We start from the raw sequence: 22,110 nt of genomic DNA on the forward strand, positions 1-22,110 counted from the left end.
TCCCGAACCCCGGCCCGTCCGCCCGGAGAGGCCGCCCCCGCAGCACCAAGGCCCTCCGCGCGAGCCTGTCCGAGCGTGGCGGACCGGGCGACCGCAAAAGGGAGGCCCCGCCGGCCCGCACAGGGCAGGCCGGGCGGCCGACACGGGAGCCCGCCTCGGGTATCGCCGCCCCGGTCAGGCGTGTACGGGCTGCTACGGTCGCCGCAAAGCATGACCTTCGAGGCGAATGGGGCAGGTGGCGGTCGTGGCGAGGAGCAGCTCCGGATTCGTGTTCGGGCTCACCGTGGCCGCCCTGGCCACCGTCGGCTTCCTCGGCTACCGGGCCTCCGTGACCGCGCCGGCCGGCTTCGGCAAGCCCCAGGCGAGCGCCTCACCCACCGCGGCCGTCCCGGGCGCACCCGGCGCCCAGCGCAACCCCGGCCTGCCGCCCGCCGCGTCCGGCGCCGGGGAACGGGTCGTCTACTCGGTGGGCTCCGACCGGGTCTGGCTGGTCGACGCGCGCAACCAGGTCCTGCGCAGCTTCACGGTCGCCCCGGGCAATGTCGACCCGGCGCCGGGCGTCTACGGGGTGACCTCCCGCTCGAACTCCGCCATCGGCACGGATGGCACCGCCATCGAGCACGTCGTGCGTTTCACCAGCGTGGAAGGCGTCCCCATCGGCTTCAGCGCGGCGGTCGGAACCTCGCCTGCGGCACCCGACCCGACCGTGCGCACGGGCGGGATCCGCGAGTCGCGCAAGGACGGCGCCGCGCTGTGGGAGTTCGCCACGATCGGCGCGCAGATCGCCGTGATCCCCTGAGCGGCTCCCCTACGCGGCTTCCCGGTGCCGGGCCGGCGGCCCGGACAACTCGGGGTCCGGCAGCCGCGGCGGGGTCGAGACCGCGTCCGCCGCGGCGCACGACGCCAGTAGTTCGCGCATGGACACACCGGCTACGACGGCGTACGGCTTCTGCGGCTGCGCGTTGCTCTCGGTGGCCGGCATGGACGCCTCCTGAGGACCCGGGGGCAGGCGTAGTTAGGTAGACCTAACTACGAACTGGGTACCATGTGACCACGCACAAGACACCGAATGCAATATCTTGCCGACGTCTTGTCGGAACGTTCACGGAATCGTGCGCCGACCGTGCGGCCGTCAGGCGGACAGCACGCTCAGGTCCACCGCCGACCACCGATCCCCGAGCCCGGTCACCGTCACGTGCCGGACTTCATCCGTCGTGTCTCCCACGGCCCGGTGAATGACGACGTGCAGCCGGTCCTCGGTCAGCTCCTCGACCTTGCCCTCGCCCCACTCCACGACGATCACCGACTCGGGCAGCGAGACGTCGAGGTCGAGGTCCTCCATCTCGTCGAGCCCGCCGCCCAGGCGGTACGCGTCGACGTGCACGAGCGGCGGACCGTCGCCCAGCGACGGATGCACACGGGCGATCACAAAGGTCGGCGAGGTGACCGCGCCCCGCACGCCGAGCCCTTCACCCAGCCCGCGGGTGAGCGTCGTCTTGCCCGCGCCGAGCTCCCCGTTGAGCATCACGAGATCACCGGCGCGCAGCAGCTTGGCGAGGCGGCGGCCCAGGTCCCGCATCTGCTCGGGGGCCGTGACGGTGATCTCCACAGAAGGCAGGGCGGGGGACACGGAGGCCTCGGTCTCAGCCGGGTTGTGCGGTGCTGCTGGTGCTTCCATAGCCACCCACGGTAGCTCCTGCCGGCACGGCACCCGCACGGGTGAGCAGGTCGGCCAGCCGGTCGGTGACCACCTCCGGGTGCTCCAGCATCACCAGGTGCCCTGCGTCCGGGACCAGCACCAGTTCGGCGTCCGGCAGCAGGTCGGCGATCGCCTCGCTGTGCTCGCTGGGGGTGACGAGATCGCCGATCCCGGCCAGCACCAGCACCGGCTGGTCCGCGAAGTGCACCAGCGCCTCGGTCTTGTCGTGCTCCGTGAACGCCGGGTAGAACTCGGCGACCACGTCGATCGGCGTGCCCTCGATCATCCGCTCGGCGAACCGCGCGACGGCCGGGTCGACGTCCCGCGAGGCGAACGAGTACCGCTTGATGATCCCGGCGAACAGATCGGCGGTCGCCCGCCGCCCCTTCTCCACCAGCGCGGCCTGCTGCCCCAGCGCCTTCAGCACGCCGGGGAGCACCCGCCGCACCGCGTTGACGCCCGCGACCGGCAGCCCGAAGTTGACCTCGCCGAGCCGCCCGGACGACGTACCGACGAAGGCGGTGGCGACCACCCGCTCCCGGATCAGCTCGGGATACTGGTCGGCCAGCGCCATCACGGTCATGCCGCCCATGGAGTGCCCGACGAGCACGATGGGCCCGTCCGGCGCGGCGGCGTCGATGACGGCCTTCAGATCGCGCCCCAGCTGGTCGATGCTGACCGGCACCCCGTCCTGCACCTGCTGCACGCCCCGCCCGGACCGCCCGTGGCTGCGCTGGTCCCAGTGCACGGTCCGTACGACGCCGCGCAGGGCCGCACGCTGGAAGTGCCAGGAGTCCTGGTTGAGGCAGTAGCCGTGGCTGAAGACGACGGTGACGGGAGCGGGCGCCTTACGGCCGAACAGCCGGCGGCGGCGCGGGCCGAGCGCGGGCACGGCGTCGGGGTCGATGTCGTCGACCTCGTAGTACAGCTCGGTGCCGTCGTCGGCCGTGGCCTTGCCGGGCGTGCCGCGCAGCGCCCCGTACGGTCCGGCCGAGTCGAGCGCGAGCCGCGCCTTCTTCCGCATCCCGCGGCCGACGGTGAGCCGCTCTATGGCGACTCCGGCCGCCGCGCCCGCGGCGACCACGCCTATCGCGGCGCCCGCGATGCCGGTCGCCCTGCGCCAGTTCCCGGCCGCCCCCGTGGCGGAGGCGACGGCTGCGACGGCTGCGACGGCCTCCGCACTGCTCTCGCTCACGTACCGCTCCTCTTCGCCGGATCATTACTGCTGTTCGTTGGGTCGGGTGATGCAGGTGTTGCTTGCGTTACACGTGTTGCCTGTTGATACCGCTGTAGATCGACTGCCCGATGTTGCTCGGCTTACGGGTGCTGCACTTCTGCCGGTCCGTGGGCCGTCGGGGCCTCTGTGCGGTTACCCGCTTTGTTGCTCATTCACGTAGACGCGGGGAACGCGCGTTCCGATCCGCGTGACGATCTCGTACGCGATGGTTCCTGCCGCCTGCGCCCAGTCCTCGGCGGTGGGCTCGCCGCGGTCGCCGGGCCCGAACAGCACCGCTTCGGTGCCGACCGCGGGCTCGTCCCCGCCGAGGTCGACGACGAACTGGTCCATGGCGACCCGCCCGGCGACGGTCCGCCACTTGCCGCCGACCAGCACGGGGCCGGTCCCGGAGGCGTGCCGGGGAACGCCGTCGGCGTACCCCACGGGCACGAGTCCGAGGGTCGTCGCGCCGGGGGTGACGTAGTGATGCCCGTAACTGACGCCGTGGCCCCCCGGAACGTGCTTCACGAGCGCGATGGAGGCCGACAGTGTCATCACCGGACGCAGCCCGAAGTCGGCGGGGCTGCCCAGCTCGGGGCTGGGCGAGATGCCGTAGAGGGCGATCCCGGTGCGTACCAGGTCGAAGTGGGCCTCGGGGAGGGTGAGCGTGGCGGGCGAGTTGGCGATGTGCCGCACCTCGGGGCGTACGCCCCGGCCCTCGGCGTAGGCGAGCATCTCGCGGAAGCGGGTGAGCTGGAGGTCGATGGAGGGGTGGCCGGGTTCGTCGGCGCACGCGAAGTGGGACCAGAGTCCGGTGATGCGGACGGTCCCTTCGGCTTCGGCGCGCAGGGCGGCCGCGACCAGCTCGGCCCAGTCCTCCCCCGGCTGACAGCCGCCCCGCCCCAGCCCGGTGTCCGCCTTGAGCTGTACGCGCGCGGGGATGCCCGCCGCCCGGGCGGCCTCGGTGACCTCGGCCAGCGCCCACATCCCGCTCACCGACACATCGATGTCGGCCTCGACGGCCTCCCGCCAGGGCCCGCCCGGCGTCCACAGCCAGCACATGATGCGTCCGGGCAGCCCGGCGGCCCGCAGTGCGAGCGCCTCCTCGGGCGTGGCGGTCCCCAGCCATGCGGCCCCCGCCGCCACGGCGGCCCGGGCGCACGGCACGGCCCCGTGGCCGTACGCGTCGGACTTGACCACGGCCATGAGGGCAGCGCCCGGCGCGAGGGCGCGCAAGGTCCGCACGTTGGCGCGCAGGGCGGCCAGGTCGATCTCGGCGCGGGCGCGCAGGGGCGCGGTCGGGGCAGCTGCTGTCTCAGTCATGGCGCCCCCAGTGTCTCAGAGGGGTCGGACACCCCCCGAGGCACCGGTCCCCGTCCAGGCGCCTACTTCCCGGGCCGGTGTCCCCACACATACACCCGGTCGCCCTTCTTCAGCACCCGCCACAGCTTCCGGGCGTCGTCCAGCCGCAGATTGATGCACCCCCAGGAGCCGAGGGTGGTGTAGATGCTGTCGTGGACGCCGTGGAAGGCCTGCCCACCGCTGAAGAACTGGGCATAGGGCATGGGCGCGTCGTAGAGCGTCGACCAGTGGTTCTTGTGCTTCCAGTAGATCTTGTGCCATCCGGTCCTGGTGGCATGCCCGACCCGCCCGCTGCGCATCGGGACGGGCCCGTAGACCACGTCACCGCCCTTCTGCACCCAGGTCACCTGCCGGTCGAGATCGACACACGCGACCCGCCGCTTCCGCACGGGGCACTTGTGCTTCGCGTTCGGATCGTCCCTGGCGGAGATGAGCTGCATGGTGGCCCAGGTGGCGGGCCCGGCGAACCCGATCGCGGGCCTGATCCCGTGCTGCTCCTGGAAGTCCCGGACGGCCCGGCAGTCGGCGGCCGACTGCTTCCCGTCCACCTTCAGCTTCAGCCACTTCTCGACCGCCCGCTGATACGGCCCGGTCCTCCGGCTGCACTTCACCTTCCCGGTGACGTCCTGGTGCGGCACGACCTCGACGAGGTCCCCGTCCGCCACGGCATCCTCGTCGTCGGCGGGCCGGTGAACCGAGCCCGCCCTCGGATGCGGAGGCGGGGGCGCGGCGGAGGCCGAAAGGGCGCTGACAGGGAGGACCGTGACGGCGGCGAGCACGACCGCGGCACCCTGGCAGACGATATGCGCAAAATTTCTATTGATCACGTGTCCATTGATCATGCAATCAGAGAAACGCGCAGGGCCGACAGGCCGGGAGCGGCGCGCGGCGGGTTCACCCTTTCCGACGAGCGCCGCCCGGGGCGACGGCTCGCACCCCCCGGCCTAGGCTGGGAACGGAGGTGGTGGAGATGCTGGCAGACACACCGCTCAACGCCGTCATCCCGGCGACCGACATCGACAGGGCCAAGCACTTCTACGGCGACACGCTCGGCCTCAAGCTCATCGACGACCGGCAGGACACCGCGCTCTTCGAGTCCGGTGGTGCCCGGTTCGTCCTCTACACGACGCCGAGCGGCGGCCAGGCCGCCCACACCCTGGCCGGCTGGGTCGTCGGCGATCTCGACGCGGAGATGACGGAACTGCGCGGCCGCGGCGTGACCTTCGAGGAGTACGACCTGCCGGGCCTGAAGACGGTGAACGGCGTGGCGGAGGGCGCAGGCATGCGCGGCGCCTGGTTCAAGGACAGCGAGGGAAACATCCTCAGCCTGGCGCAGGACCTGCGGTAGGGCTTGCGGAAGAACGACCGACCACCTGCCGACGGTCGGTCAGTTCCGCACGTCCCGCCACGCCCCCGGAATGGCCTCGGCCACGTCGTGCGCCCCGGCCGGCGCCCCGTCGGCGGCGAACCGCCCGGCCAACCCGTGCAGATACGCCGCCGCACTCCCCGCGTCGAGCGCGGAGAGCCCGGACGCCAGCAGCGACCCGGCGAGTCCCGAGAGCACATCCCCACTGCCCGCGGTGGCGAGCCAGGGCGTCCCGGTCGCATTCACCCGTACGACCCCACCGTCCGAATCGGCGACGAGCGTGGTGGACCCCTTGAGCAGCACGGTCGCCCCGTACCGCGAGGCGAGTTCTCGCGCCGAGGCCAGCCGCGCCCCCTCGACCTCCTCCCGCGCCACACCGAGCAGCGCGGCGGCCTCCCCGGCGTGCGGGGTCATGAGCGTGGGGGCGCTACGGGCCCGTACGGCATCCCGTTCGGCAAGCCGCAGCCCGTCCGCGTCGACGAGCACGGGCACGTCCGCCTCCAGCACCTCGGCCACGGTCGCGGCGTCGTCCCCCGCGCCGGGCCCGACCACCCACGCCTGCACCCGCCCGGCCTTCGCGGGCCCCTGATCCGATACGAGGGTCTCCGGGAACCGCGAGACGACGGCGTCCCCGGCGGGCCCGACGTACCGCACGGCCCCCGCGCCGCCCCTCAGCGCCCCGGACACGGCGAGGACAGCGGCCCCGGGATAGCGCGCGGACCCGGCGGCGATCCCCACCACCCCTCGCCGGTACTTGTCACTCTCGGCACCGGGCACGGGCAGCAACCGCGCCACGTCCGCGTGCTGCAGGGCCTCCAGCTCCGGCTCGGCGGGCAGCACCTCCCCGAGCCCGATGTCGACGAGCCGCACCGACCCGGCGTACTCCCGCGCGGGATCGATCAGCAGTCCGGGCTTGTGCGTCCCGAACGTGACGGTGAGATCGGCGCGGACGGCGGCACCGCGCACCTCCCCGGTGTCGGCGTCGACACCGCTCGGCAGATCGACGGCGACGACGGCGGCACCGGACTCTTCGACGCAAGCGGCCAACTGCGCGGCCTCGGGCCGAAGTCCGCCCGTCCCCCCGATCCCGACGATCCCGTCGACGACGAGATCGGCCCGAAGGATCGCCTCTTCGACGGCACCGACCCCGGCGGAGGCGGCAGCGCCGGCCCCTGCCCCGCCGCCCACGATCCGCCCTCCGGCGCGCAGCAGGGCGGCAAGTCCTCCGGAATGGGCCCGTTCGGGCGCCAGCAACACGGCCGCAACGGCCGCCCCCCGCCGGGCCAGCCGCGCCCCGGCATACAGTGCGTCGCCCCCGTTGTCGCCGCTCCCGACGAGCAGTACGACTCGGCTGGCGTAGACCCGCCCGATCAGATCGGCACAAGCGGCGGCGAGCCCGGCAGCCGCCCGCTGCATCAACGCCCCCTCGGGTAGCCGCGCCATGAGCTCCCGCTCTGCTGCCCTTACCGTCTCCACGCTGTACGCAGTACGCATGGGGTCGAGTCTGCCCTCAGCCCTCGGCGATCACCACCGCCGAGGCCACCCCGGCGTCATGGCTCAGCGACACGTGCCAGGACCGCACCCCCAGCTCGGCCGCCCGCGCCGCGACGGTCCCCTGCACCCGCAGCCGAGGCTGCCCACTGTCCTCGACGACGACCTCGGCATCCGTCCAGAGCAGCCCGGGCGGCGCACCCAGCGCCTTGGCCAGCGCTTCCTTGGCGGCGAACCGGGCGGCGAGCGAGGCCACACCCCGACGCTCGCCGCTGGGCAGCAGCAACTCGCTCTCCAGGAACAGCCGTTCCGCCATCCCGGGCGTCCGCTTGAGCGACGCCTCGAACCGCTCGATCTCGGCCACGTCGATACCGACGCCGATGATGCTCATTCGGGCACTCTACGATCCGCCGTCCGCCCTCAGCTCGGACTCCCCGGCGACCAGATCACCCTCGTGGCTCGCGGTGACGGCCGATGCAGCTGTCGGCAGCCGGCTCACTCCACCGTCACCGACTTCGCGAGATTCCGCGGCTGGTCCACCTCGTTGCCGCGGGCCGTCGCAAGTTCACATGCGAAGACCTGCAGCGGCACCGTGGCCACCAGCGGCTGCAGCAGCGTCGGCGTCGCAGGGATCCGTACGAGATGGTCGGCGTACGGCACGACCGCCTCGTCCCCCTCCTCCGCGATCACGATCGTCCGCGCCCCGCGCGCCCGGATCTCCTGGATGTTGGACACGATCTTGTCGTGGAGAACGGACCGCCCCCGAGGTGAGGGCACGACCACCACCACGGGCAGATCGGGCTCGACCAACGCGATCGGCCCGTGCTTCAGCTCCCCCGCCGCAAACCCCTCCGCATGCATATAGGCGAGCTCCTTCAGCTTCAGAGCCCCTTCCAGCGCGACCGGATACCCCACATGACGCCCCAGGAACAGCACCGTGTTCTTGTCGGCGAGCGAGCGCGCAAGCTCCCGTACCGGCTCCATGGTCTCCAGCACCCGCTCGACCTCACCGGAGATCTGCGAGAGGTCGCGGATGACGGCCCCGATCTCGTCGCCCCACTTGGTGCCCCGCACCTGCCCCAGATACAGGGCAACCAGATAACAGGCCACAAGCTGCGTCAGGAACGCCTTGGTGGACGCGACGGCCACCTCCGGACCCGCATGCGTGTACAGCACCGCATCCGATTCCCGGGGAATGGTCGACCCATTGGTGTTGCAGATGGCCAGCACCTTGGAGCCCTGCTCCCGCGCATGCCGCAGCGCCATCAGCGTGTCCATGGTCTCGCCGGACTGCGAAATCGCGATCACCAGCGACCTCGCCCCGAGGATCGGATCCCGATACCGGAACTCGCTCGCGAGTTCCACCTCGCACGGAATCCGCGTCCAGTGCTCGATGGCGTACTTGGCGATGAGCCCGGCATGAAATGCCGTACCGCACGCCACGATCACCACCTTGTCGACTTCCCGCAGTTCGGCGGCGCTGATCCGGACCTCGTCCAGCGTCAGCGAGCCCCCCGCGTCGATGCGCCCCAGCAGCGTGTCGGCGACCGCCTTGGGCTGCTCGGCGATCTCCTTGAGCATGAAGTAGTCGTAGCCGCCCTTTTCCGCGGCGGAGGCGTCCCAGTCGACGTGGTACGAGCGCACGTCGGCCGGGCTGCCGTCGAAGCCCGTCACCGTCACCCCGTCACGCCGCAGCTCGACGACCTGGTCCTGCCCCAGCTCGACCGCCGACCGGGTGTGGTCGATGAAGGCGGCGACATCGGAGGCAAGGAACGCCTCGCCGTTCCCCACGCCCACCACGAGCGGTGAGTTCCGCCGCGCGCCCACGACCACATCCGGCTCATCGGCATGCACCGCGACCAGGGTGAACGCCCCCTCCAGCCGCCGGCACACCAGCCGCATCGCCTCCGCGAGATCCGCGCAGGCCGAGAACTCCTCGGCGAGCAGATGCGCGACCACCTCGGTGTCCGTCTCGGAGGCGAGGTCATGTCCCCGCTCCTCCAACTCGGCCCGCAGCCCGGCGAAGTTCTCGATGATCCCGTTGTGGACGACGGCGACCCGCCCCGCGTTGTCGAGGTGCGGATGCGCGTTGGGATCCGTAGGTCCGCCGTGCGTGGCCCACCGCGTGTGCCCGATCCCGGTCGAGCCCGTCGGCAGCGGCCGGTCCACCAGCTCCTTCTCCAGGTTCACCAGCTTCCCGGCCTTCTTCGCGGCCGCCAGCCCGCCGTCCGCGAGCACGGCGACACCCGCCGAGTCGTACCCCCGGTACTCCAGCCGCTTCAGCCCGGCCATCACGACCTCGAGCGCCGACTGCGACCCCACGTATCCCACGATTCCGCACATGGGCGGCAGCCTACGATCCGACGGCGCGCGAAACCGCCCTCCGCTTGCCCGAATTCGGAAATTTCACCGGGGTGCGAAGGCCTACGGCGATCCAGCCGGAACGGAAACCTTGTGCGGTTCCGCGTGTACATGCCTATGCTGTCGCCGCGTATGGGCCGAACCTGACCATTCCGCCTTCACGCGCACATCAGTCAGCGACCGGGGGAACGCCGTCGCTCACGGGGAGGGGTTGCGTCGCCATGCCGTCATACGCCTTTCCGGCCTGCACCCCTGGCTGAATGCAGAAAGGGATGCCTCCATGCACCCCAGACCATGGTTCCGCCTGCCCGGAAAACGAAGATCACAGAAGTTCACCTCCGCCGTCACGTCCGTCGCCGCACTGGCCGTCCTGGCCGGTGTCGCGGTGCAGCCCGGCCTGGCCGGGCTGCACGCCGAACCGGCGGGCGATTCCTCTCCCTGGTACGACGACACCCCCGCTGAGCAGTTGCGGCAGGACCAGTGCCTGATGGCCCACGTACTGCGGCTGGGCGGGCCGACGATGGCCGCGACCGCGCAGGACGGCCTCAACCAGCCGCCCGACAAGCTGCACGTCCTGGCGGACCGCAAGAGCTGGGAGCAGACGCCGCTGGCCGTGGCATACCAGAAGGACCGGGACGCGGCGAGCAAGCAGATGGACGATCTCGCTGCTCAGCGGGACGGGTGGAAGAAGCCTCTCGAGAGCCTGGAGACCCCCGGCGGATTCACGGTGACCGGGTTCCACTGGCCGCCCGACGGCGAGCAGAGCTTTGACAACCAGACCGGTCTGGGCAAGTGGGTCGCCGACCGGTTCTGGTTGAACGACTACGACTTCTACGAGGACGACACTCCGAAGGCCGACGACGCGACCCTCAAGGCCGTCGACGCCGTCGGCAGCCCGCTCTACGGCAAGGACCCCGACTGGGCGACCCACCAGCAGGATTGGGACCGGGCACTCGCCGAGCACGACGCCTTCCAGTGGATGCACGGCGGCCCATCCCACAACGCGGGCGCCGACGACGCCCGCATCTTCCTGTCCTCCGGCGGCTTCCCGCGCAGTGCCCCGCAGCCGGGCACGCCGGAGTACCGCATCGCGGTCGAGGACGTGAAGTCCCGGTTCGCGGCCTGCGGCTGGCGTGACCCGCTGGATCCGGACAACGTACTGGGCGACATCACCTCCACCGCGGCCGGCGAATGGCAGCAGGAGGTCTCCTCCCAGGCCGCCCAGCGCAACCAGATCCTGGACGCGAACAAGACCGCCGTCGACGCCCTGGCCAAGGGCGCGAAGGCCCTCAGCGACATGCTCGGGCACTCCTGGGTTGCCGACCACATCACCCGCTGGCAGGACTACTGGTCCCCCGGCGGCATCGGTTACATCGGTGACGCCCCGCTGGTCATCCAGGTGCCGGGCGCTTCCGGAAAGTGCCTCGACGTCCAGGGCGCCGGCAAGACCAACGGCACCCCGGTCCAGGTCTACACCTGCAACGGCGGCGCCTCCCAGAAGTGGCAGCTGCTGGGCAGCTACGACGGCGGCTACACCCTGGTCAACCCGAACTCCTTCAAGTGCCTTGAGGTGCTGAACGGCAACAACGCCAACGGCACGAAGATCCAGATCCGCGACTGCGGCAGCGCCAAGGCCCAGCAGTGGAAGTTCGATGTGCGCAGCGCCGGCCCGCTGCTCAACGCGGCCACCGGCAAGTGCCTGCACCTGCCGACGTTCGACAACAGCAAAGACGCCGTGCTGTCGACCTGCAACGGCTCCTCCGCGCAGAAGTTCCGCCTCGTCCCCGAGGGACACACCGGCGACGACAAGCTGGGCTATCCGGACAAGGCCCAGTTCACCAAGGCCAAGGCCGGTCTCACAGCCGCCCAGAGCGCCGCGAAGAGCCAGCTGGCCGTACTCAAGGCGCAGCTGACGGCCGGGCAGAAGGCCGCGACCACGTCGGACACCGCGCTGCAGGCGGCATACGGCATCGCTGATGCGGCCGGTGCGCCGCGGGGTCGTGGTCTGCTGGTCGGTCTGCAGAAGGACCAGGTCACCAAGGGTGCGGCTGCCGCGCTGCAGGCGCTGGAGAAGGCCGGTGAGACGGCGGAGGCCGCGACCCGTGCCGCGGCCGGGGACAGCGAGACGATCGCGCAGCGTGCCCTGGCGCAGGCGGCGCAGTCGAAGGCGGAGTTCCGCAAGAAGGCCGCCGAGGCGGCCGAGCTGCAGGCCAAGGCCGCGGCGGACGCGGCCAAGATCCACCGCGACAACGCCAAGGCCGACAAGGAGACCGCGGAGGCCAAGCTCACCACCGCTCTGAAGGCCGAAGGTGACGCGAAGGCGGCTGCCGCCGACGCCCACGCCAAGCGGCTCGCCGCCGAGGCCGAGGAGAAGACGGCCAAGGCGGAGAAGGAGACCGCCGCGGCCAAGCAGGCCGAGGCCGCCGAGCACAAGAAGAACGCCGAGACCCAGGCGACCGCCGCGAAGGACGCCAAGGACAAGGCCGAGGCCGCCGAGAAGACCGCCGAGGGCAAGCGCGACGACGCGGTCACGGCCAAGGACCACGCCAAGGCCATGCGCGACGACGCGTGGGACGCGGAGCAGAAGGCCGCCGCAGCCCGCGCCAAGGCCGACGCCAAGGACGCCTACGCCGACTCCCTGGACTCCGGGGACGCCGCGGACGCCGCCCGCTCCGCCGCCAACGACGCGGACAATGCCGCCGACGACGCTGAAGCCGCGGCGACCAGGGCCCGTTCCGAGGCGGATGCCGCCACCCAGGCAGCCGCCGACGCCGACGCGGCAGCAACCCGCGCCGAGGCGGCGGCCAAGCGCGCCCGCTCCGACGCGGATGCCGCCCAGGCGGACAAGCTGAAGGCGGACGCGGCCGTCAAGACAGCCACCAGCGCCGCAGCCGACGCCATCAAGGCCTCCCAGGACGCCGCCACCGAGGCGAAGACCGCGGTGAAGCTGGCCGACGAGGCCGAGCAGCACGCCAAGGACGCCAAGACCCAGGCCGACGCCGCCAACACCGAGGCCGGCAACGCCCTCGCGGCCTCCGCGAAGGCGGCGGGCTACGCCCACGTCACCGCCCAGGCCGCCGTGGACGCCGGAGAAGCAGCAAAGCAGGTCGCCAACCCGGCCAACGACGCCATCCAGCTCGGTTCCGCCTACGTCGACACCGACTCGGCCGCCGGTCTGGTCGTCCTGACCGGCCAGGCATCGAAGTCCATCGCGGAGCAGCAGCAGGCGGTCGCCGACGCCCACGCCAAGAACGCCGCAGCCGAGGCCCAGGCGGCGAAGAACCTCGCCGACCAGGCCAAGGGCGACGCCAAGGAGGCCTACCAGCACGCGGCGAACGCCGCCCAGTACGCCGCCGACGCGCGCACCTACTCCAAGGAAGCCCTCGGCTACGCGGCCGACGCCGCCAAGGCTGCCGCAGCAGCCTCAGCCTCCCTGGCCCGCACCATCGACTACGACAAACAAGCCGCAGACGACGCGGCAGCAGCCGACACCGCCGCAGGCAACGCCGAGGGCTACGCCAAGGAAGCCCGCGACTCGGCCGACGCCGCCGCTCTCGACGCCGAAGCCGCCCGGACGGCCGCCAGCCAGGCCGAACAGGACGCCAAGGACGCCCGCGCGGCGGCCGACCGCGCCGACGCCGCCGCCACCGAGGCCGAACAAGCGGCGAAGGACGCCGCCAAGTACGCCAAGGAGGCACAGGAGGCAGCCGACAGGGCCGAGAAGGCCGCCAAGGGCAAGCAGATCAGCGACGGAACCGTTCCCGACGAGAACGGCCACTCGATCGGCAAGGTGTTCTACGTCATCGACCACATCGAGAAGGTCGGCGATCCGGAGGTCATCAAGAAGACCGACGGCTGCGACCACTGGTGGAACCACCTCGCCTACACGGGCAACTGCACGATCACCACGAAGATCAAGTACAAGGCCGTCCTCGACCTGTACCTGTGCACCGCACAGGATCTGGACCCGCAGAAGTTCATGTGCCCCTCCAACGCGACGAAGTACCTCGGCGAGGTCCGGACCAAGGAACTGTCCCAGGAGGTGACGCACAACATCACGATCGCCGAGTGGCAGGACGGCGTCGATCCCGTCGACATCCTCTTCGGCAGCTGGATCAAGTGCGCCCAGAAGTTCACCTCCGGTTTCGAGGGCGGCAGCTGGGGTGGCTGCGCCTGGGCGTCCCTGGACGTCGCGAGCCTGTTCGCGGGCAAGATCATCCGACCCATCGCGGAAGCACTGCGGGCCGTGGACGCCGCGTTCGTCACCGGCGTCGGCATCCGGGACGCGTTCAAGGCGCTCAAGGCGCTCGACGGCGTGGACGCGGCGGCGGTCGCCGCGATCGAGAGGGAGGTCGAGCTCTACGAGGAGATCACGACCGCGTGCCCCCGGAACAGTTTCCCGGGCGACACTCAGGTCCTCATGGCAGACGGATCCCACAAGGCGATCCGCGACATACATGTCGGGGACCTGGTCCGCGCCACGGATCCGGAGACCGGCCAGCCGTCGGCGCGACCCGTGACCGACACGATGCGGCACGACACCCGGCGGCTGGTGGACATCACGGTGGGTGACGGGGTGCTCTCCAGCACGGCAGGCCACCGCTTCTTCGTCAAGGATCACGGCTGGACGCTGGTCTCCGCCTTGCGCGTGGGCGACAGCCTACGTACGCCGGACGGTACGTTCCGCATCGTCACGGCCGTGAAGGACCGGACCGGTCTGACGCCTCGCGAGGTCTACGACCTGACGGTCGACGGCATTCACACCTTCTACGTCAGCACCGTAGGTGCCCACCCTCAGAGCGTTCTCGTCCACAACTGTGTGAACATCATCGCCGACGAGGACATCGAAGGCGCTCACACCCTCGGCGATCACGTGAACAAGACGGACGCCCAAATGGCGGCGAAGGCGCTGGACCCGAACAACAGGCGGGGCATCGCGACCCGATGGGCCAGCCAGGACGTCGCCGCCGAAGCCGTCGACAAGGCCATCACGCAGTGGCTGGACCACCACCCGGACCATCTGACCGAGCTGAACACCTGGCAGAACAAGATCGCCCAGAAGCTCGGCAAGGGCGGCCGCTTCGACCCTCAGACGGACCTCAAGACCATCCGCTGGGAGGTGCGGGACATGTCAGTCAAGCTGGGCGATAAATGGGTGCGTAACGGCACTGAAGCGGTGAAGAGTGCTGTCGACACCGACTGGGTCATCGTGCAGCTGAAGTACATCGGCAAGAAGAACGCAGAGCACCCGCACGGCAAGTGGGTCGTCTACACCTCCTATCTGGAAGGGTGATCTTGACCGAGGAGAAGGATCCCGAGAACGGGTACCTGGAGGACGTCTACGTGACGGACATCGGGCTGACCTGGGTCGCCTCGCGGTGGAGGGTGGTGGACATGTACGACCGGGAGCCCGACCGACACCCCCGCCCCGAGGACGGGCCCCTCGCGGAATGGCTCGGCTTCGCGGAACTGGCCGTCGACGAGTTCGACCGCTCCAGGGCCGTGCAGTTGGGCCAGGATGTCCAGCGGCTCCTGCGGTCGTCGCTCCCGGACGACACGATTCGAACGGCATGGCTCGGGGCGACCCACGGCCTCTTCGATCCCGCCGAGTACGGCATCAGCGCCCGTTCCTGGCTGCAGCGCGCCGAAGAGGCATGGCTGGCCCGAGTGCGCCGGGAAGATCCCGCGTTCGTCCCTCCGCCGCCACATCCGGTGGTGGACGAGGAACTGAGGCAGGCCGTCCTCCGGGTGATCCACTCGACTGCGGAGCACCTCGGCCACGCCGCGGAGCATCCTCCGTTCGGAACTCCGGTGACCGACCTGGTCCTCGCACTGGAGCGGGTGGTCGCCGAGGCGTGCGCCGACCTCGGCTACCGGTTCTTCCTGCGCGCGGTGAAGGCCTACTTCGTGCCGGTGCCGGCCGATGGCGACACATACCGCAGGTTCGTCGCCCTCGGTGAGCGGTTCGGTTACCCGCGTTGGGTCGTACGTGAAGGGCTCAACGACCGAACCGACTGACGCTGGGACACAGGGGCGGGTGGACAGAGGGAGTCCGCCCGCCCCTGTGGCATGTCCGTACCCGGCCCACGTGACGCACCCCACCCCGCACCCCCGTTCAAACTCCGTTAACAATGGACTGTGATCTCACCGGTCTCCTCGATGCCCCGGAGCGCCCACCGGCCCAGGCCGGAGGCGACTCCCTACGTCGACCTCACCCGTTCCGAGTGGAGCGCGCTGCGTGACAAGACGCCGCTCCCCCTCACCGCCGAGGAGGTCGAGAAGGTCCGCGGCCTCGGCGACGTCATCGACCTCGACGAGGTGCGGGACATCTACCTGCCGCTGTCCCGGCTCCTCAACCTCTACGTCGGCGCCACCGACGGCCTCAGAGGCGCCCTGAACACCTTCCTCGGCGAACAGGGCACCCAGTCCGGCACGCCCTTCGTCATAGGGGTCGCCGGCTCCGTGGCCGGCGGCAAGTCGACCGTCGCCCGCCTCCTGCAGGCCCTGCTCTCCCGCTGGCCCGAGCACCCCCGCGTCGAGCGCGTCACGACCGACGGCTTCCTGCTGCCCACGAGGGAGCTCCAGGCCCGCGGCCTGATGTCGCGGAAGGGTTTCCCGGAGTCCTACGACCGCCGCGCCCTGACCCGCTTCGTCGCCGACATCAAGGCGGGCAAGGACGAGGTGACGGCCCCCGTCTACTCCCACCTCATCTACGACATCGTCCCCGACCAGCGGCTCACGGTCCGCCGCCCGGACATCCTGATCGTGGAGGGCCTGAACGTCCTGCAGCCCGCCCTCCCCGGCAAGGACGGCCGCACCCGCGTCGGTCTCGCCGACTTCTTCGACTTCAGCGTGTACATCGACGCCAGCCCCGAGGACGTCGAACGCTGGTACCTCAACCGGTTCAAGAAGCTGCGTCAGACGGCGTTCCAGGACCCGCACTCGTACTTCCGCAAGTACACGCAGGTGTCCGAGGAGGAGGCCCTGGAGTACGCCCGCACCCAGTGGCGCACCATCAACAAGCCCAACCTGGTGGAGAACATCGCCCCGACCCGTGGCCGGGCCACCCTGGTCGTCCGCAAGGGCCCGGACCACAAGGTCCAGCGTCTGCGTCTGCGCAAACTGTGAAGCCGTAACAGGGCCTGTTAAAAAGGACCATGCTGCATCTGCGCCTGATCACACCGTCCGACAAGACGGACGACGTGGTCCGCCTGATCGAGAGGACCGTCGGCACGACGCATCTCGTCGTGATACCGGGAGCCGCCCGCAACCCCGTCGGCGATGTCGTGATGTGCGACGTCGCACGCGAGGCGGGCGACGAACTCATCGGCGAACTCAGGGCGTTGGAGCTCGACCGCACCGGATCCATCGCCGTGGAGAACATCGATCTGTCGCTGTCGAAGCGTGCCGACAAGGCCGAGGCGGAGGCACCCGGCGAGGGCGCGGACGCGGTGCTGTGGGAGCACCTCACCGACGCGACGCACGAGGAGTCCACGCTCTCCGTCACCTACGTCGCCTTCCTCACGCTCGCCACGATGATCGCGGCCTGCGGTGTCGTGCTCGACAACGCAATTCTGATCGTGGGTGCGATGGCGGTGGGCCCGGAGTTCGGCCCGCTGGCCGGGATCTGCACGGCGCTGGTGCAACGCCATCCGCGTCTCGCCCTGCGCTCGCTGACCGCGCTGCTCATCGGCTTCGCGGTCGCCATGCTGGTGACGGTCGGCTTCACCTACTCCATGGACGGCGTCGACCTGTTCACCAAGGTCCGGCTGGAAGCCGAACGCCCCAACACCAACTTCATCTACCGCCCCGACGCGTTCTCGTTCGTCGTCGCGGTACTGGCCGGAGCAGCCGGCACCCTCTCCCTCACCTCGGCGAAGTCGGGCGCCCTGGTGGGCGTGGCCATCTCGGTGACCACGGTCCCGGCCGCCGCGAACGCGGCAGTGGCCTTCGCCTACGACGAGTACAAACAGGCCTGGGGTTCCACCGAGCAGCTCCTGCTGAACCTGCTCGGCATCGTCCTGGCCGGCACCCTCACACTCCTGGCCCAGAAATGGCTCTGGGCCAGGCAGCGTGAACGCACGGCCAGGGCGGGCGGCGTCTAGGAGCGCGACTCGCAGTCCGCGGCGACGCTGTCGCCGGGGTCGGCGAACACCGCGTCGGAGCCGCCGTCACAGCTCACCGTGTCGACGGCGGGCGAGTCGCCGCTCACTCCGATCGTGTCGTTGCCACTGCCGGTCGCCACGGTGTCGGAGCCCGTGCCGGCGTCGACGAGGGTGCGCAACGAAACGCTTCTCCCGTCGAAGCTGTCGTTCAGGTCACCCAGCCCGATGGAGAGCTGGGAGGTGCCGGCGACGCTGCCGCAGTCGACGCTGGTGGCGGACAACCGGGTGCAACCCGGCCCCAGCGCGATGCCCGTGGAGTCCGTGAGGATCACACGACCGGTGGACGTACTGGCCGTGACCTGGTTGGCCGCGCCTGAACGCGCGCTGAGGATCACCATGCCGAAGAGACGGAACGCGGTGGAGCCGGGCGTCTGGGCCGCGGCCGGGGTGGCGAGGGCAGGGACGGCGAGACTCGCCACCAGGGCCGGAACCGCCGCTCGCTTCAGGGTGCTGCTGATTGTCTTCATGGTGCCTTTCTCACTTCCGTCGGGGACGCCACGCACAGGCGGCCTCGACGTCAGTGAAACAATCAGTAACCCATTCGGCACATTATGTTACGGCCTTCGGGTGATCCCGGTCGGCTCTAACCCAGCGCCGACTTCACCACATCGGCGAGCCGCCCGGCCACGGCCCGGGCCTGGTCGATGTCCGCGGCCTCGACCATCACCCGCACCAACGGCTCGGTCCCCGACGGCCGCAGCAACACCCGCCCGGTGGACCCCAGTTCCCGCTCGGCCTCGGCCACGGCGGCCGCCAGCTCCGCGGAGGTCCTCACCCGTGTGCGGTCCACGTCCGGCACATTGATCAGCACCTGCGGCAGCCGCTCCATGACTCCCGCGAGGTCCTTGAGCGTACGGCCGGTCTCGGCGACCCGGGCCGCCAGCAGCAGCCCGGTCAGCGTGCCGTCACCGGTGGTCGCGTGATCCAGGATGATCACGTGCCCGGACTGCTCACCGCCGAGCGCGTACCCGTGCTCCTTCATCTCCTCCAGCACATACCGGTCCCCGACCGCCGTCTGGACGAGATGCAGCCCCTCCCGCTCCAGCGCCAGCTTGAAGCCCAGGTTGGACATGACGGTGGCGACAACGGTCTCCTCGCGCAGTACGCCCCGCTCCCGCATCGCGAGCGCCAGCACGGCCAGGATCTGGTCGCCGTCGACCTCCGCACCGGTGTGGTCCACGGCGAGGCAGCGGTCCGCGTCCCCGTCGTGCGCGATGCCGAGCGCGGCACCGTGCTCGACGACGGCGGCCTTCAGCAGGTCGAGATGGGTCGAGCCGCAGCCGTCGTTGATGTTGAGCCCGTCCGGCTCGGCGCCGATCGTGACCACCTCGGCACCGGCCCGCGAGAACGCCTCCGGCGACACCCCAGCCGCGGCACCGTGGGCCTCGTCGAGGACGATCTTCAGCCCGTCGAGCCGGTTCGGGAGCACGCCGATGAGATGCGCGACGTACTGGTCGAAGCCCTCGTCGTACGACCGCACCCGCCCGACGCCCGCTCCGGTCGGCCGCTCCCAGGGCTCGCCGTGCCGGTGGGACTCGTACACGGCCTCGATCTTGTCCTCGAGCTCGTCGGCGAGCTTGTGGCCGCCGCGGGCGAAGAACTTGATGCCGTTGTCGGGCATGGCGTTGTGGCTGGCGGAGAGCATGACGCCCAGGTCGGCGCCGAGCGCGCCCGTGAGATACGCCACGGCAGGAGTGGGCAGCACGCCGACGCGCAGGACGTCCACACCGGCACTGGCGAGGCCGGCGACCACGGCGGCCTCCAGGAACTCTCCGGACGCGCGCGGGTCCCGCCCGACGACCGCCGTCGCCCGGTGGCCCTCGAAGGTGCCCGCCTCGGCCAGTACGTGCGCCGCGGCAACGGAGAGGCCGAGCGCCATCTCCGCCGTCAGGTCCGCGTTGGCGACGCCGCGCACGCCGTCCGTGCCGAAGAGTCGTCCCACTTGTCCTCCTGAGGAAACGTCAGTTGTCGCAGGCGTACCGGCAGCCCATCACACAAGCCGTTGAGGGTCTTGTGCCGTTATACGCCCCCGACGGGGATAAACGAACGCCCCGACAGCACTGAGGCGTGCCGCCGGGGCGTACGTACGAGCAGGCAGCGAAGCTGCTTAGCGCTTGCTGTACTGCGGGGCCTTGCGGGCCTTCTTCAGACCGGCCTTCTTGCGCTCGACCGCACGGTCGTCGCGGCGGAGGAAGCCGGCCTTCTTGAGCGGGCCGCGGTTGTTGTCGACGTCGGCCTCGTTCAGCGCACGGGCGACACCGAGACGGAGCGCGCCGGCCTGACCGGAGACACCGCCACCCGCGATGCGGGCGATGACGTCGTAACGGCCCTCGAGCTCGAGCACCTTGAAGGGCTCGTTGACTTCCTGCTGGTGCACCTTGTTCGGGAAGTAGTCCTCGAGGGTGCGACCGTTGATCTTCCACTTGCCGGTGCCCGGGACGATCCGGACGCGGGCGATGGCGTTCTTGCGGCGGCCCAGGCCGGCGGCCGGCTGGGGCTCGCCGAAGCGGGACGCGAGGGACTCCGAGGTGTACTCGCCCTCGACGGGGACCTCGGACTCGGTGGTGTAGCTGTCGATGTCGACGAGCTCAGTCTCTTCGACCGGCTGCTCAACGGTGGTCTCGGCCACGATTCTCCTCAGATTCTCTTCAGTCTTAGGGGGTGGCCGGACTTACTGCGCGACCTGGGTGATCTCGAACGGCACCGGCTGCTGGGCAGCGTGCGGGTGCTGGTCGCCCGAGTAGACCTTCAGCTTGGAGAGCATCTGACGGCCCAGGGTGTTCTTGGGGAGCATGCCCTTGACGGCCTTCTCGACGGCCTTCTCGGGGTTGTTCGCGAGGAGGTCGTCGTAGCGGACCGAGCGCAGACCACCCGGGTAGCCGGAGTGGCGGTACGCCATCTTCTGGGTCCGCTTGTTGCCGGAGAGGTGCACCTTGTCGGCGTTGATGATGATGACGAAGTCACCGGTGTCGACGTGCGGGGCGTAGATCGGCTTGTGCTTGCCACGCAGGAGCGATGCGGCGGTCGTGGCGAGACGACCCAGGACGACGTCCTGAGCGTCAATGACGTGCCACTGGCGAGTCACATCGCCGGGCTTAGGGCTGTACGTACGCACTTCTCAGCCTTCTTCTTCAGGGATGGGTGCTGACACAAGGCATCCTTGAAGCGATCATGCAGCTGGGGGCGACAGAAGCCGGGCCCACTGCCCGTATGCCGCCCACTGGTAACTGCTCCAGGGAACCTACGTAAGGGCCTTCCGCCGGAGAGCGACCAAGCCAATACGCATAACAAACCGCAAGGGTACTAGCGCTGCCCCAGACGGGTCAAAACGAGGCCGCCGCCGCGCCCCGCAGAACGTGCGGAGACCGAGATGTTCCCCCCTGCCGGAAAGGTCCCCGGCGGCTCCACCGGAGGCACACCGGCACCCTCCGCCTCCCGTCTAAGATGCGCCCCATGAGCTTTGGGCAGCAGGGGGGACCGCAGTCCCAGTGGGACCCCTGGAAACCGCACTCCCAGCAGCCGTGGACCAGCGGCGGCGACGACGGCCAGACCCCGGACTGGGCAGCGCTCGCCGAGGCCTCCGAGACGCGCAACAAGAGGCGCCGGCTGCTGTTCATCGGCGGCGGCGCGCTCGCCACGATCGCGATCGGCACCGCGGTCGCCATGGCCGTCGTCTCGGCGAACGACAAGAACGAGGCCTCGGGCAACCCGTCCAACCTGCCCGCCGGCGGCGCCATCCCGAGCGGCAGCGCCTCCGCGCCCTCCTTCGCCCCGACCAGCGCCCCGCCCCCGCTGGACCCGAAGGAGTTCATCGCCAGCAAGGCCAAGGACACGGCCCCGCTCAGCGTGCAGAACCTCTTCCCGCTCGCGCAGCTGACCATGGAGTCGAACGTCTACAAGCGGGGCGCCACGGCCGACACCAGGAACTGCGCCTCGGCCGCCCAGGACAGCCTCTCGAAGATCCTCACCGGCAACGGCTGCACCCGCCTGCTGCGCGTCACCTACAGCAAGGACGGTGTCGCGGTGACCGTCGGCGTGGCCGTCTTCGACACCGAGGCAAAGGCGGCCAACGCGAGGGCCCAGTCGGACGCAGCAGCCAAGGCACACAAGAAGTCCTTCGTCACGCCGCTGGCGGGCAACGGAGTGAAGGCCTTCTGCAACGCCGCCCGGTGCCTCACGACAGCCAACTCCATCGGCCGCTACGCCTACTTCGCCACCGTCGGCTTCACCAACGGCAAGGACGTCACCAACCAGTCCACGTCCGTCTTCAAGACCGGCAACGACCTGCAGCTGTACACCTTCCGCCAGATCCACGCCCGCGGCGAGGCCCAGGCGTCGGCAGCGGCGAACCAGTAACTACTGACGTTGTTGCCGTGATGTCGTGGGGGTGAGGCCGGTTTCCTTGAGGCAGCCGTCGATGAGGTTGCTGCGGTACTGAATCTGCCGGAGC

The 22,110-nt window shown here is 70.3% G+C and carries 19 protein-coding genes; 7 read left to right on the top strand and 12 right to left on the bottom strand.

Annotated features, from left to right (window positions below; all coding sequences use genetic code 11):
* Window positions 1-244 precede the first annotated feature (244 nt).
* Window positions 245-799, top strand: coding sequence for a hypothetical protein (locus ACFY1E_RS18300; protein WP_389076894.1), 555 nt, complete (start codon window positions 245-247; stop codon window positions 797-799).
* Between the two features lie 9 nt (window positions 800-808).
* Here the strand turns inward: ACFY1E_RS18300 and ACFY1E_RS18305 are convergent, their stop codons facing one another.
* The 5 genes from ACFY1E_RS18305 to ACFY1E_RS18325 form a co-directional block, all read right to left on the bottom strand.
* Window positions 809-982, bottom strand: coding sequence for a hypothetical protein (locus ACFY1E_RS18305; RefSeq protein WP_389076896.1), 174 nt, complete (start codon window positions 980-982; stop codon window positions 809-811).
* Between the two features lie 150 nt (window positions 983-1,132).
* The gene (tsaE, locus tag ACFY1E_RS18310; protein ID WP_389076898.1) at window positions 1,133-1,678 is read right to left on the bottom strand and encodes a tRNA (adenosine(37)-N6)-threonylcarbamoyltransferase complex ATPase subunit type 1 TsaE; all 546 of its coding nucleotides are present in this window, start codon (window positions 1,676-1,678) and stop codon (window positions 1,133-1,135) included.
* Window positions 1,644-2,894 (bottom strand): alpha/beta fold hydrolase, encoded by a 1,251-nt coding sequence (locus tag ACFY1E_RS18315; protein WP_389076901.1) that lies wholly within the window; start codon window positions 2,892-2,894, stop codon window positions 1,644-1,646. The genes tsaE and ACFY1E_RS18315 overlap by 35 nt, the downstream gene beginning before the upstream one ends.
* A 174-nt stretch (window positions 2,895-3,068) precedes the next feature.
* Window positions 3,069-4,238, bottom strand: coding sequence for an alanine racemase (gene alr / locus ACFY1E_RS18320; RefSeq protein ID WP_389076903.1), 1,170 nt, complete (start codon window positions 4,236-4,238; stop codon window positions 3,069-3,071).
* 62 nt (window positions 4,239-4,300) lie between these two features.
* Entirely contained in the window at window positions 4,301-5,119 is an 819-nt protein-coding gene (locus tag ACFY1E_RS18325; protein WP_389076905.1) for a L,D-transpeptidase family protein, read from the bottom strand.
* A gap of 128 nt (window positions 5,120-5,247) precedes the next feature.
* Between ACFY1E_RS18325 and ACFY1E_RS18330 the strand changes: the two genes are divergently transcribed.
* A complete protein-coding gene (locus tag ACFY1E_RS18330) occupies window positions 5,248-5,625 on the top strand; it encodes a VOC family protein (protein ID WP_389076907.1) in 378 nt (125 codons plus the stop codon).
* A gap of 39 nt (window positions 5,626-5,664) precedes the next feature.
* Here the strand turns inward: ACFY1E_RS18330 and ACFY1E_RS18335 are convergent, their stop codons facing one another.
* The 3 genes from ACFY1E_RS18335 to glmS all read right to left on the bottom strand — a co-directional run bounded on the left by ACFY1E_RS18335 (window position 5,665) and on the right by glmS (window position 9,477).
* Window positions 5,665-7,137 (bottom strand): NAD(P)H-hydrate dehydratase, encoded by a 1,473-nt coding sequence (locus tag ACFY1E_RS18335; protein ID WP_389076909.1) that lies wholly within the window; start codon window positions 7,135-7,137, stop codon window positions 5,665-5,667.
* Window positions 7,138-7,153: 16 nt separating this feature from the next.
* The gene (locus ACFY1E_RS18340) at window positions 7,154-7,525 is read right to left on the bottom strand and encodes a holo-ACP synthase (RefSeq protein ID WP_389076912.1); all 372 of its coding nucleotides are present in this window, start codon (window positions 7,523-7,525) and stop codon (window positions 7,154-7,156) included.
* A gap of 104 nt (window positions 7,526-7,629) precedes the next feature.
* Window positions 7,630-9,477, bottom strand: a complete 1,848-nt coding sequence (glmS, locus tag ACFY1E_RS18345; protein WP_389076914.1) for a glutamine--fructose-6-phosphate transaminase (isomerizing) — start codon at window positions 9,475-9,477, stop codon at window positions 7,630-7,632.
* Between the two features lie 298 nt (window positions 9,478-9,775).
* Here glmS and ACFY1E_RS18350 point away from each other — a divergent pair, with 298 nt between their 5' ends.
* The 4 genes from ACFY1E_RS18350 to ACFY1E_RS18365 all read left to right on the top strand — a co-directional run bounded on the left by ACFY1E_RS18350 (window position 9,776) and on the right by ACFY1E_RS18365 (window position 17,600).
* A complete protein-coding gene (locus tag ACFY1E_RS18350) occupies window positions 9,776-14,788 on the top strand; it encodes an RICIN domain-containing protein (protein ID WP_389076917.1) in 5,013 nt (1,670 codons plus the stop codon).
* 2 nt (window positions 14,789-14,790) lie between these two features.
* A complete protein-coding gene (locus tag ACFY1E_RS18355; RefSeq protein WP_389076918.1) occupies window positions 14,791-15,513 on the top strand; it encodes a hypothetical protein in 723 nt (240 codons plus the stop codon).
* 141 nt (window positions 15,514-15,654) lie between these two features.
* Entirely contained in the window at window positions 15,655-16,623 is a 969-nt protein-coding gene (coaA, locus tag ACFY1E_RS18360; protein ID WP_389076983.1) for a type I pantothenate kinase, read from the top strand.
* Window positions 16,624-16,652: 29 nt separating this feature from the next.
* A complete protein-coding gene (locus ACFY1E_RS18365; protein WP_389076919.1) occupies window positions 16,653-17,600 on the top strand; it encodes a DUF389 domain-containing protein in 948 nt (315 codons plus the stop codon).
* Here ACFY1E_RS18365 and ACFY1E_RS18370 read toward each other — a convergent pair.
* The 4 genes from ACFY1E_RS18370 to rplM form a co-directional block, all read right to left on the bottom strand.
* Entirely contained in the window at window positions 17,597-18,127 is a 531-nt protein-coding gene (locus tag ACFY1E_RS18370; protein ID WP_389076921.1) for a hypothetical protein, read from the bottom strand. The two genes, ACFY1E_RS18365 and ACFY1E_RS18370, sit on opposite strands and share 4 nt — an antisense overlap.
* A 116-nt stretch (window positions 18,128-18,243) precedes the next feature.
* Window positions 18,244-19,602: a phosphoglucosamine mutase gene (gene glmM, locus ACFY1E_RS18375; protein WP_389076923.1), complete on the bottom strand. Its 1,359-nt coding sequence runs from the start codon at window positions 19,600-19,602 to the stop codon at window positions 18,244-18,246.
* Between the two features lie 165 nt (window positions 19,603-19,767).
* Window positions 19,768-20,289: a 30S ribosomal protein S9 gene (gene rpsI / locus ACFY1E_RS18380; RefSeq protein ID WP_115906438.1), complete on the bottom strand. Its 522-nt coding sequence runs from the start codon at window positions 20,287-20,289 to the stop codon at window positions 19,768-19,770.
* A gap of 42 nt (window positions 20,290-20,331) precedes the next feature.
* Complete coding sequence (gene rplM / locus ACFY1E_RS18385) at window positions 20,332-20,775, bottom strand: 50S ribosomal protein L13 (RefSeq protein WP_030930458.1); 444 nt, start codon at window positions 20,773-20,775, stop codon at window positions 20,332-20,334.
* Window positions 20,776-21,113: 338 nt separating this feature from the next.
* Between rplM and ACFY1E_RS18390 the strand changes: the two genes are divergently transcribed.
* Window positions 21,114-22,016: a hypothetical protein gene (locus ACFY1E_RS18390; protein ID WP_389076925.1), complete on the top strand. Its 903-nt coding sequence runs from the start codon at window positions 21,114-21,116 to the stop codon at window positions 22,014-22,016.
* The last annotated feature ends 94 nt before the right edge of the window (window positions 22,017-22,110 follow it).

The sequence above is a fragment of the Streptomyces sp. NPDC001604 genome (assembly GCF_042893475.1).
Taxonomy (GTDB): Bacteria; Actinomycetota; Actinomycetes; order Streptomycetales; family Streptomycetaceae; genus Streptomyces.

Coding starts and splice junctions, on each gene's coding strand:
- ACFY1E_RS18390 (WP_389076925.1), top strand. CDS start 21,114: ATGAGCTTTGGGCAGCAGGGGGGACCGCAGTCCCAGTGGGACCCCTGG.
- alr (WP_389076903.1), bottom strand. CDS start 4,238: ATGACTGAGACAGCAGCTGCCCCGACCGCGCCCCTGCGCGCCCGCGCC.
- ACFY1E_RS18305 (WP_389076896.1), bottom strand. CDS start 982: ATGCCGGCCACCGAGAGCAACGCGCAGCCGCAGAAGCCGTACGCCGTC.
- ACFY1E_RS18325 (WP_389076905.1), bottom strand. CDS start 5,119: ATGATCAATGGACACGTGATCAATAGAAATTTTGCGCATATCGTCTGC.
- coaA (WP_389076983.1), top strand. CDS start 15,655: ATGCCCCGGAGCGCCCACCGGCCCAGGCCGGAGGCGACTCCCTACGTC.
- ACFY1E_RS18330 (WP_389076907.1), top strand. CDS start 5,248: ATGCTGGCAGACACACCGCTCAACGCCGTCATCCCGGCGACCGACATC.
- ACFY1E_RS18350 (WP_389076917.1), top strand. CDS start 9,776: ATGCACCCCAGACCATGGTTCCGCCTGCCCGGAAAACGAAGATCACAG.
- glmS (WP_389076914.1), bottom strand. CDS start 9,477: ATGTGCGGAATCGTGGGATACGTGGGGTCGCAGTCGGCGCTCGAGGTC.
- tsaE (WP_389076898.1), bottom strand. CDS start 1,678: ATGGAAGCACCAGCAGCACCGCACAACCCGGCTGAGACCGAGGCCTCC.
- ACFY1E_RS18340 (WP_389076912.1), bottom strand. CDS start 7,525: ATGAGCATCATCGGCGTCGGTATCGACGTGGCCGAGATCGAGCGGTTC.
- ACFY1E_RS18335 (WP_389076909.1), bottom strand. CDS start 7,137: ATGCGTACTGCGTACAGCGTGGAGACGGTAAGGGCAGCAGAGCGGGAG.
- ACFY1E_RS18365 (WP_389076919.1), top strand. CDS start 16,653: ATGCTGCATCTGCGCCTGATCACACCGTCCGACAAGACGGACGACGTG.
- ACFY1E_RS18370 (WP_389076921.1), bottom strand. CDS start 18,127: ATGAAGACAATCAGCAGCACCCTGAAGCGAGCGGCGGTTCCGGCCCTG.